Source organism: Glaciecola siphonariae, assembly GCF_042652645.1.
Lineage (GTDB): Bacteria > Pseudomonadota > Gammaproteobacteria > Enterobacterales > Alteromonadaceae > Glaciecola > Glaciecola siphonariae.
Genome location: NZ_JBHSGU010000002.1, coordinates 621,002 through 629,866, shown reverse-complemented (window position 1 = coordinate 629,866; position 8,865 = coordinate 621,002). Strand labels below are relative to the sequence as shown.

Here is an 8,865-nt window from a genome sequence, read left to right as displayed (position 1 = left end):
ATTATTCTCCTACAACTTGTTTGTATGCACCGACAATTTGCTGAGCTTCAGACACTTCCTGATCCTCACCCATTGCCGCAATGTTAGGTTGCTCAGTAGCAGCCATTGCAGAGTCAAGCGGATTAACGCTTGCGTTTACATCTGTTTCAGATGCTGATGCCTGTAAAGTGGCAATAGCATCTTGAGCAGACATGTTGGTTTTGAAAGCTAGATGGTTAGCCAGTTTAGACTTACCGCTTGCTTCCGGTGACGTGATAATAGACTCACAACGCTGTTGCTCACTCTCGCGCTCAACTTCATGTGATTGACTATCATCGGTTTGTGTTACTTGAGCATCTGGCTCGGTAATGGCCGATTCAGATGTCACACTAGGTTGTAGATCACTCATAGTGACACTCCGGTTGTTGTCGCTGCCAAGTTCTGATAGCGACTGTTTAAAAATCTGGATAATATTATTGGAATTGACTACTTCATCAGCCAAGCCAGCATCTACAGCTTCTTGACCCGTGTAAGTTTTCGCCTCAGTAGCCAATACATCCTCTAATGGGATGCCAATATTGCGGGATACTTTCTCTGCGAACTGAACGCGAAGGGCATCGCACTGCCCTTTAAATTCGTCATAGACTTCTTGAGGAAGATTTTTATATGGGTTGCCGTCAACTTTATTTTCGCCGGCATAAATCAAAGTTACTTTCATACCAACTTCATCGAGCATGTTTTCGTAACTGGCGTGAATCTGAACAACGCCGATGGAGCCAGAGATTGCGGTTTGAGTTGTAAACCGTCTATCTGCAATGCTGCCTATACACATTGCGCCGCTGCAGGCCATATCATCATAAAGAGACCAGACTGGTTTGGCTCCTTTTGCTTCATACATATGATCACAAGCATCAAAGCATCCGGCTACTGTTCCACCGGGCGAATTCACGAGCAGTAAGATGCCCTTAACATCGGCGTCGTTATTGGCAGCATCAAACATATTGACGATAGCGTCATAACCCGAGTAATAGCTTCCTACATAACCCAATCGATGAATTAAGGCGCCATTCACTGGCACTATTGCAATCCCATCAACAAATAAAAATGGTTTGGAACTGTAGCTATTATCAGCGCCATAATAAGAATGCAGGCCCTGGACAATTCTAGGTTTGTCGATATTTTCTATCTGGCCACCTTCGTTGAATAGCTTAAGAGATACATTCTTTGATTTAGCTAACGAATTAATCATGGTGGTAGCCGCTTTAGGCTCCATCGCTAACATTTTATTTTCGAAGTTTTCTATCATCCAATAAAAAACCGCTTTACGCGGTCTCTCCTGTTGTTTCAACGCTTTCGGTTTGCTCGTTCAGCGCAGTTACTTGCATCCAGCTCGGCGGTGGTAGCCCTGCTCGTTTGCGTTCTTCGGTTTCTCTTACTTGCTGATTAAAGACTTCTTGATAGTCCTCACCCATGACTGCTAGCTCTTTTTCGTAAGTAGACAAGCCAGATTCAATTCTTAGCACCGCCTCTTTCACTTCTTTCAGCCCATCAATGGCTAATCGGCCTGAACCAATCCACTCCGAGTTGCACCAAGCTGCTTTTCTCTCATAGAAATTGTATTTTGCACCTTTGGGCATGGTTAATATTTTTCGGCTAAAAGCCTCTTCTAACCACAATGCGAAACAATTAGATGCCCATCGAGACGCGATAACTTTGCGCCGGCCCATAAAGTAGCGCCAGCTTTCCATCATTGAAGCACGAGCACTCGAGTAATTTACTTTTGAATAGTCTCTTGCTAGCTGCTCGTAACTTACGCCCTGACCTGCTGCGATATAACGAAGGATGGCCGACTCTAAAGACGCAAAACCGTTATCAGCATTGCCCGGTGTTTTAAGGTTAAGAGATTCGCCAGGGAAAAGGTGAGGTATTTTGGCGCCATTCATCTTGACGTTAGCACCTTGATGATAAGCGCCCGTAAATGCTAACCAATCAGTAAGCTTTTTCTGAGATTGTTCGCCTGAGCCCAAGATCATTTGTTGAGCTGTTTCGCTGTCCAAGTCAGACTCAATTACTGCAGCATACATCGCGTTTACGACTGAGTTCTGCAATTTCGTCATTTGCAGCTTATCAACCATAAATAATTGTTCCATTACTGACAGGAACTGGTTTGCTCCACGAGTTTGGCCATCTTCTCGCGGCTCAAAGGCATGAATGAATTGCTGTCTACCCCATGAAGTTTCGCGTGGAATGCGCTTCCATTCGCCATAACTAAGGTTTGAAATGCTTTCACCGAATCCGTAATTCGGATTGATTACATGGTATGCAATAGCAGATGAGTGAATATCTTGTTCTACACCACCCCTTAGGAACCTAGAGTCTCTAACGCGATGAGGATTTGAAACACGTTTTGGCGAAACCATCTTTATCGCGGTTTTGTATAGGCTTCCAGAACGAGTAATCCATTCAGCTGCAGACATTGCTTCGCCAAACGTTGCGTGAGTTGCAACGACTTCCCTTACCATCATGGTAAATGTGCGCTTTCTCTCAGCATCGAAATAGCAGTTAACGGGGTCTTCAGCATGCTCTCTAAAGGCTGATTCAACATCAATAGCCATATCCCTGGCATCTGCTTCACTAATACCAAGTGTTCGCCAATTTGGTTTGTAGCTAAGCCGAAATAAACTGCCTACAACATTATCTACATGCAGTTGTATGGAGCCGTTTGCATAACCGTGATTTTTTACTAAGTCATCTGCGCGAGCATTGCCCATATCCAACGTGGGTAAAAGCGCAGCGTCTGCAGTTTGTAAAGTCGGATTCCAATCTTGCAGCTGATTACCAAAGCCAGATGTGGCGCCTTGATATGAGCTAGCCATAGGCTGTCCGCGTGAATCAAGGATTTGAACATCCATTAGAATCTTACTCCTGCAGGCGCTCGGCGATTACTTCTGCCATTTACTGATTGAGAAAGCGATTCAATATAACGACTCAACTCAGGTAAAGAGGCTCTAGTGTACTCAACTGTCGTACCGTCTTTGGTTACTTTGGCAACAGTGCCGCCAGTAAGTAGCTTGTGACGGGCGCTGATTGCTTCATCTAATTGTGCTGATTGATTAACTGCCATTTAATAAACGCCCTATATCTTCAATACTGTTAGTTTTAGTGCTTGCTTGGCGATTGTTTTGCTCTGACAAATAATTTAGATCCAGCCCATAGTATTGTTGAGCGATTCGCAATGCTGCCAAGCTATAAACCATGCAATCAATTTTCTCGTTACGCTTACCAGGCGGATTCACCCACCGATACACCTGATTTCCTTTTATGAACACTGGCTTCTTTATTTCAGCCAACACTTGTTCAAAATAGGCTAAGTCGCACCATTCTTTTACCGGAAAGTGAATTGCACCTGAACGAGCCAAGCCTTTTTCTGGTGGCGTAATAGTGATGCGGTCATACAAAATGTCTTTGGCGTTATCAGTGCCGACCATAACCAAAAAAACACCGTGGCTATTTTTCTTTTTAGGCTTGGTCGCAATAGGTTTTCCGTATTCGCTTGCCCCTTTAACCGGGAATAAACGCATAACACCCATTCGTTTACAGAATTTGTACACCTCATCCGTGTAGTGGCCACCAGAGTCAAAAGTACCTATACCCCAATCAAGAACCTCACCCGTCTCTTTTATCCAAGACTTGCGAAGCCTTACCTCTAATTGGTCCCAAAACTCCGGCCTAGATGGGTCTCCATGTACTTCAAGGTGGTCAATCACAAAAGACTCTTCATCTTTTGTCCATCCTGTGACCATAAATTCAGCCCAGTGATCTTGCATGTCACCGCCAAGAGTGATGTAAACCACTTCCTCAGGTACTTCTGCGTTGTATTGCTCGCGTCGATTAAGCAGTTCTTCAGCTGAAGTTTTGACACCTTCAACCTCTTCGAACGCTTCACCCAGCGTAGTATTGACGAAGGATTTAAGCTTCATCTTGCTGCCTTGGGCTTTGTACCAATCACTCACAATCCGAGACCATGGCGAAAAATTCGAGTAGACAGACCAAAGCATCCAAGCTACTGACTCAGGAGTAGGTGCTATTCTTTTCTTAGATGGAAAGTCTTTAGCTTCATAAAACGTTATGCCGTCATGCGTAGCCAAGCCCTGCTCACTTATCCAGTATCCAAGCTCATCAGCGTCTATGAAGTCAGCGTATGAAAAGGTATCTTTACAACTTTTGCAGCGATACCTTGCCGACTTAGCTCTTGAAGGCCCTTCTAATGATTTATCCCATTCCAAGCCAAACTCAGCGCCTTTGCCACCAAAAACCAATGTTTGAAAAGTGTTGCAGTGCTTGCAGGGTATATAACGCCAAAAGCGATGTTCCGCTTCTTCGGCAACTTCAGTTATCTGACATTCACCCTTTATAGTTGGGGTTGAACCTCGAATAGACTTACCGAACGCTGAACCTTCCAAGCGTTTGTCGCCCAAGAAGGTTGATGAACCCTCACCCTCAATGTCTCTATCGAACTTTGAAAGTTCGTCATAGATTGATACATCAAGTGATTTTTCACGATAGTTCTTTGCGGCTTTACCACCTAAGAGAAATAGCTCTCGGCCATTCGAGAACGATTTGTTTTCGATGGTATTTTGCTTGCACTTCTTATTTAACCAGGGAAATATTTTACGCAATGGGCCAACGTCTCGAAGCATTGGATCTATATGCTTCTTACTAAACGCATCTCGGGCGCCATCATCTGGCTGCCAAACGCCAGTGTTACGTTTTTTATGCTCCGCAAAATAAGCGATGGCAGCGCAAATAAGCTTTGTATACCCAACTCGAGCAGACTTTAGCCAGTTAACCTCTTGGATATCGTCATTACACATTGAGTTGAGTATGGCGATTTGGCTCGGAGCCGTCTTCCAGTCACCCTCTATGTAAGAGGATTCGGACGACATGTAAAAATACTGGTCGGCCCATTCAACGCCCGTAAGGGGGGGTTCTCGATAAAGTACACGTGCCCCTTCTCTGAGACAGTTCTTAAATTTTCGCCTCTGCCTGATTGACAACTTCATCGATAATGTCGTCTATGTGTGAATCAAGGTTTGCCGCTTCATTTTGATGTTTAATCGTTTCTGATTTAATGAAGTCAATGATTCGTTTCTCTATTTCTGGATGACGTCTTTTGATATTAGGCGCCAAGGAATCTAATGTTGAACCGACTTGAGCAAGTATCTTTGCAAGTACATCTCGCACAAACTCAACCGGAATAGCGCGGCCCTCTAATATCTCGTTTTTTATTTCTTGTGTGATGCGCTGTTGCTGAGTAAGAAGCGCCCTTTCCATCTCAATATCAATGAACTGGCCGTGATGTTCGGGGTTAGTCCGGTTGTTGTTTTTTGTGAGTTCGTTATTAACCCGATTTTCAATTACGTCTTCAACTCGATAAAACTGCTCTCTACCTTTTTTCTTAAATGGGCGGACGTTCCATTTATCAAAGCCTTGCACGGAAATACCACACGAGGCAGCCATATTCTTTTTATTAAGTAAATGTGGCTCCATACTGGCTCTCGAAAACCTTGCTAATTTTGATTACTAAACAACAACTCCAACTCAAAATGGTTCGTAAATAAAGTGAAGTCGCGGTGCGAATTACCCCCGAGAATTAAGATCGCTGGGAAGTACCTTTTTTATTATAATGTGGATAACTCTGTTGAAAACCATGTGCATAACCTATCTAGCGGTCTTAATTGCATGAGTTAAAGACTTCTGTAAGTGTCGTTCGAACACTTTGATTGCCGTGCTCTTAGCTCTTTCATAGAACTTAAAGCGTGGCTTATATGATGCGTCCTTTGCAGAGTATGCTAGGCCTCGGTTCTTTCTGGCCATCTTCTCAAGTATCAAGCGCCCGTCTTTAAATATCTTACCTTGGGATTGCAACCTAGCAATCTTTCCACGAGGCAGGTTGCCATGCTTATCTTTTCTCGTGGCATTGCCTGGTATAAGTATGGGCTTTCCCTTAGCAGCAACACGTCTACCACCTAGTATCTGTGGCTTAAGGTAAGCTGCCTGAATAGGTTTGATGTAGACTGCTGACATTAGCCGGCTCTTACTAGACCTATGTATAGCAAATGCTTTCTGTGTGAACGGTGTGGGCTTATCAATGTCTTGCTGCAGTTGACGCTCTACTCCCTTCTTAACATCAACCGCTGTGTTGTTAAGCGCTACCGATGCGGCAAAAGGTAATTGCTTTTTAACTATGTCGTTTATCTTGGCTTGTAGCTCTTTGGTACCGGTGGTGCTAAGTATCACTTAAGCAACATCATCTGTATATTTTTGACTGAGGCGTTTTAGCTCGCATCTTGCTGGCTCCCACGCTTGCTTTAGTTGCTCGGCACAGTCGTATGCGCGTATTACGCTTACCACATCATCAATAGCGACTTCTTTTGGAATGTAATCGACGCAACCCATATGTATAGAACGTCTTATGTCGTTTATGTCGTTAGATGATGTAAGAAAAAGAATCGGAATTGATTCAGTTTGCGGGTTTGTTTTTAACTCTTCGCACAATTCAAGCCCTGACTTGTTAGGCATGAATATGTCGAGAACGATAAAGCTTGGCTGTGTCTCAATGGCGATTTGCACTGCATTCATTGAATCTGCAACCGGAATAACTGTATAGCCGTTATTATCAAGGGCAGTGCTTAGCATTAGTAGTTCGGTAGTGCTGTCATCTACTACCATGACTTTATTCATTCTTTTTTGCCGCCAGTTATCATAGAAAGCATGACGCTGTTAAGTCTTGAATCAAGTGTTGATATAGCTGTTAATAAGCTATCGGTCATTGATTTCATATCTGCCCTCATATCTGCCAATTCTGTTTTGACTATTCGCTGCACGTGAGCTTCTGTTAAGACAGACTCAAGCTTTTTGTCTTGCTCTCTGGTTTGCTCGGCGATGACCGCCATTTGCTCACTGAGCTTATTAATCTTGTTATAAACAAACCAAATTGCACCTGCTACAACAGGTGTAAGTATGCCAAAAATAGTAATGGCCCATTCTATCCAATCTTTTAACTCTGGCATTTCGCGTCCTACTGCTTAATATCTATTTTGCCATCACCGGCGAAGTCGAACGCAAACTTAAATATCCCCGCTACCGGAGCAAATACCGCGGCAATTATACCTGCGTGATGCATACCTAAACTTTCACTAGGCAGGCTAGTGGTCCAGTTGAACGCCCATACCATTAATGAGCCTGTAAAAATCATCACGGCAATTGAAAGTGTGCGGGGGAAACTCAACCCCATTTATCAATCAACTTATCGAATTGCTTTGAACTTCTTTGTGCAAAGTACCAGCCTACTGCCATTGCAGTTAGGCTTGTTACCATGAGCACTACAATTTTATATAAGGCGAACGCGTCTGTAGATGGCATGTTTATGATGCCGCCTGTCAATTGTTCTAGCGCAATGATTAACCGCCAAGTCATGTACATAAGTACCGCTAAAATTATAGGACGAACGCAAGCTTTAATAGTATTACCTATCTCGTTTGTGACTTGGCTTGCTCTGAATGCTAGCGCCTCAGTCTTATTAACTGAAACACGACCTTTGATTTCTTCCAACTCAATGCCTTTATCGGCTAGTTCAATTTTCGAACGAGTATTGGCCTCAAGCATATCTTTTTCATGGGAAAGCTTACGGTCGATTACTTTATTTTCTTCTCGCTTATTAAGATAGCCAAATACACCGCCCAATAAACCGCCAAAACCTGCGCTGCCAAGCAACTCCAATATCAATTCCATGATCGCTACTCCCCTGTGTTCACATTTATGATTTTAAGATGCCATTCAAAGTTACCGAACCACTTCTTAAGTAACTCGCATGCCTTGCGGCTTTCAATTGCAGTAATTGTTCGCCTATCAAAATTCATACAAGGCGCCAAACATCCTTCTAACTGCTCAACCTTGTTAGCTGGATGTATTTCTATATGAGTTCGGCCTGGCACGTTTTGTAATTCGTAATACCTAAACCGTCCGGAGTCATCAGGCTTGGCGATGTAATTACCTGATGGTATGCATGAAATGAAAGGAACGTTATCTATCCATGGTCTTTCTAGTATGTATATTTCCTTAGCGTCAGGCAAAATCATCGTACCTAAACAATATTTTTCATATTGGCGCCGGTAGAGAATTTGCACGATAAATTATTCTTGCCGAAACACTTTAACTAAACGATCAGAGCTAAATAGCACTTCTGAGCCATGCGCTTCGGTAATTACTGCCACTTTGCCGTTGACTGCGTGACTGACGCGAGCGAAACGAATCATGCTGAACCAAGCTTTAAACAGCACTCTATCGCCTGGGGATAACGCGTTGCCGTCCATATCTCGCATTTCGCCTAACAATTTCCATCCGTTCATTTTTGTTTCTCGCATAAAAAAGCCCTCCGTTAAGAGGGCTGAATGCTCAGGCGGACAGCGTTTACGTCGTATCCGAAAGAGCTTGTAGCTTATAATGTCGTAGATAAACTTATAGCTGTACGTTAGCACGGTTCTATCGAGTAAGAGTTCGACAGAATAGCGGTTATTGTAAACTTATGACCGGGGGATAGTACACACAGTTTGTTGTGTGTTAACTCAATTTCCGCGACTTTGCTTCTGTTAATGCTAAATTAAGCATAAAGTCTGAGAGTTTTTCACCGTTCTTTAAGTTGCGCACAATTAACGCTTTTTCTTCTTGTGTGCAACGTATTTGAATGAATGATGATTTTTTGATATCACCTTTCATTGCATTGGTATTTCCAGTGTTACCGTGATTTTTATTTTGCATGTACGTTTCTCTTTTGCTATTTTAAATGCTCACCGCATAGGTGATTTAGAAATATATGATTTTTTA

At 43.2% G+C, this 8,865-nt stretch carries 13 protein-coding genes; all 13 read right to left on the bottom strand.

The features are described from left to right. Position 1: 1 nt before the first annotated feature. The 13 genes from ACFO4O_RS04320 to ACFO4O_RS04260 all read right to left on the bottom strand — a co-directional run bounded on the left by ACFO4O_RS04320 (position 2) and on the right by ACFO4O_RS04260 (position 8,799). Complete coding sequence (locus tag ACFO4O_RS04320) at positions 2 to 1,327, bottom strand: S49 family peptidase (RefSeq protein ID WP_382406131.1); 1,326 nt, start codon at positions 1,325 to 1,327, stop codon at positions 2 to 4. Beyond that, a complete protein-coding gene (locus ACFO4O_RS04315) occupies positions 1,302 to 2,891 on the bottom strand; it encodes a phage portal protein (RefSeq protein WP_382406130.1) in 1,590 nt (529 codons plus the stop codon). The genes ACFO4O_RS04320 and ACFO4O_RS04315 overlap by 26 nt, the downstream gene beginning before the upstream one ends. Further along, complete coding sequence (gene gpW, locus ACFO4O_RS04310; protein WP_382406129.1) at positions 2,891 to 3,103, bottom strand: gpW family head-tail joining protein; 213 nt, start codon at positions 3,101 to 3,103, stop codon at positions 2,891 to 2,893. The genes ACFO4O_RS04315 and gpW overlap by 1 nt, the downstream gene beginning before the upstream one ends. Further along, a complete protein-coding gene (locus tag ACFO4O_RS04305) occupies positions 3,093 to 4,925 on the bottom strand; it encodes a phage terminase large subunit family protein (RefSeq protein ID WP_382406128.1) in 1,833 nt (610 codons plus the stop codon). The genes gpW and ACFO4O_RS04305 overlap by 11 nt, the downstream gene beginning before the upstream one ends. An 82-nt stretch (positions 4,926 to 5,007) precedes the next feature. Further along, positions 5,008 to 5,529, bottom strand: coding sequence for a terminase small subunit (locus ACFO4O_RS04300; RefSeq protein ID WP_382406127.1), 522 nt, complete (start codon positions 5,527 to 5,529; stop codon positions 5,008 to 5,010). Between the two features lie 171 nt (positions 5,530 to 5,700). Continuing rightward, positions 5,701 to 6,279, bottom strand: a complete 579-nt coding sequence (locus ACFO4O_RS04295) for a hypothetical protein (RefSeq protein WP_382406126.1) — start codon at positions 6,277 to 6,279, stop codon at positions 5,701 to 5,703. Further along, positions 6,280 to 6,723: a response regulator gene (locus tag ACFO4O_RS04290; protein ID WP_382406125.1), complete on the bottom strand. Its 444-nt coding sequence runs from the start codon at positions 6,721 to 6,723 to the stop codon at positions 6,280 to 6,282. Continuing rightward, a complete protein-coding gene (locus tag ACFO4O_RS04285; protein ID WP_382406124.1) occupies positions 6,720 to 7,052 on the bottom strand; it encodes a hypothetical protein in 333 nt (110 codons plus the stop codon). The genes ACFO4O_RS04290 and ACFO4O_RS04285 overlap by 4 nt, the downstream gene beginning before the upstream one ends. An 8-nt stretch (positions 7,053 to 7,060) precedes the next feature. Then, positions 7,061 to 7,276, bottom strand: coding sequence for a hypothetical protein (locus tag ACFO4O_RS04280; RefSeq protein WP_382406123.1), 216 nt, complete (start codon positions 7,274 to 7,276; stop codon positions 7,061 to 7,063). Next, positions 7,267 to 7,773 carry a hypothetical protein gene (locus ACFO4O_RS04275; protein WP_382406122.1) on the bottom strand — a complete coding sequence of 169 codons (507 nt, stop codon included), beginning with the start codon at positions 7,771 to 7,773 and terminating at the stop codon, positions 7,267 to 7,269. The genes ACFO4O_RS04280 and ACFO4O_RS04275 overlap by 10 nt, the downstream gene beginning before the upstream one ends. Positions 7,774 to 7,778: 5 nt before the next feature. Next, entirely contained in the window at positions 7,779 to 8,168 is a 390-nt protein-coding gene (locus ACFO4O_RS04270; RefSeq protein WP_382406121.1) for a DUF5675 family protein, read from the bottom strand. Positions 8,169 to 8,174: 6 nt separating this feature from the next. Then, positions 8,175 to 8,405 (bottom strand): hypothetical protein, encoded by a 231-nt coding sequence (locus ACFO4O_RS04265; RefSeq protein ID WP_382406120.1) that lies wholly within the window; start codon positions 8,403 to 8,405, stop codon positions 8,175 to 8,177. A 196-nt stretch (positions 8,406 to 8,601) separates the two neighbouring features. Continuing rightward, positions 8,602 to 8,799 (bottom strand): type II toxin-antitoxin system TacA family antitoxin, encoded by a 198-nt coding sequence (locus tag ACFO4O_RS04260; protein WP_382406119.1) that lies wholly within the window; start codon positions 8,797 to 8,799, stop codon positions 8,602 to 8,604. Positions 8,800 to 8,865 lie beyond the last annotated feature (66 nt).

What these genes read in the sequence shown, in the direction of transcription:
- ACFO4O_RS04315 (WP_382406130.1), bottom strand. Translation starts at nt 2,891, where the DNA reads ATGGATGTTCAAATCCTTGATTCACGCGGACAGCCTATGGCTAGCTCA.
- gpW (WP_382406129.1), bottom strand. Translation starts at nt 3,103, where the DNA reads ATGGCAGTTAATCAATCAGCACAATTAGATGAAGCAATCAGCGCCCGT.
- ACFO4O_RS04305 (WP_382406128.1), bottom strand. Translation starts at nt 4,925, where the DNA reads ATGTCGTCCGAATCCTCTTACATAGAGGGTGACTGGAAGACGGCTCCG.
- ACFO4O_RS04300 (WP_382406127.1), bottom strand. Translation starts at nt 5,529, where the DNA reads ATGGAGCCACATTTACTTAATAAAAAGAATATGGCTGCCTCGTGTGGT.
- ACFO4O_RS04290 (WP_382406125.1), bottom strand. Translation starts at nt 6,723, where the DNA reads ATGAATAAAGTCATGGTAGTAGATGACAGCACTACCGAACTACTAATG.
- ACFO4O_RS04285 (WP_382406124.1), bottom strand. Translation starts at nt 7,052, where the DNA reads ATGCCAGAGTTAAAAGATTGGATAGAATGGGCCATTACTATTTTTGGC.
- ACFO4O_RS04280 (WP_382406123.1), bottom strand. Translation starts at nt 7,276, where the DNA reads ATGGGGTTGAGTTTCCCCCGCACACTTTCAATTGCCGTGATGATTTTT.
- ACFO4O_RS04275 (WP_382406122.1), bottom strand. Translation starts at nt 7,773, where the DNA reads ATGGAATTGATATTGGAGTTGCTTGGCAGCGCAGGTTTTGGCGGTTTA.
- ACFO4O_RS04265 (WP_382406120.1), bottom strand. Translation starts at nt 8,405, where the DNA reads ATGCGAGAAACAAAAATGAACGGATGGAAATTGTTAGGCGAAATGCGA.
- ACFO4O_RS04260 (WP_382406119.1), bottom strand. Translation starts at nt 8,799, where the DNA reads ATGCAAAATAAAAATCACGGTAACACTGGAAATACCAATGCAATGAAA.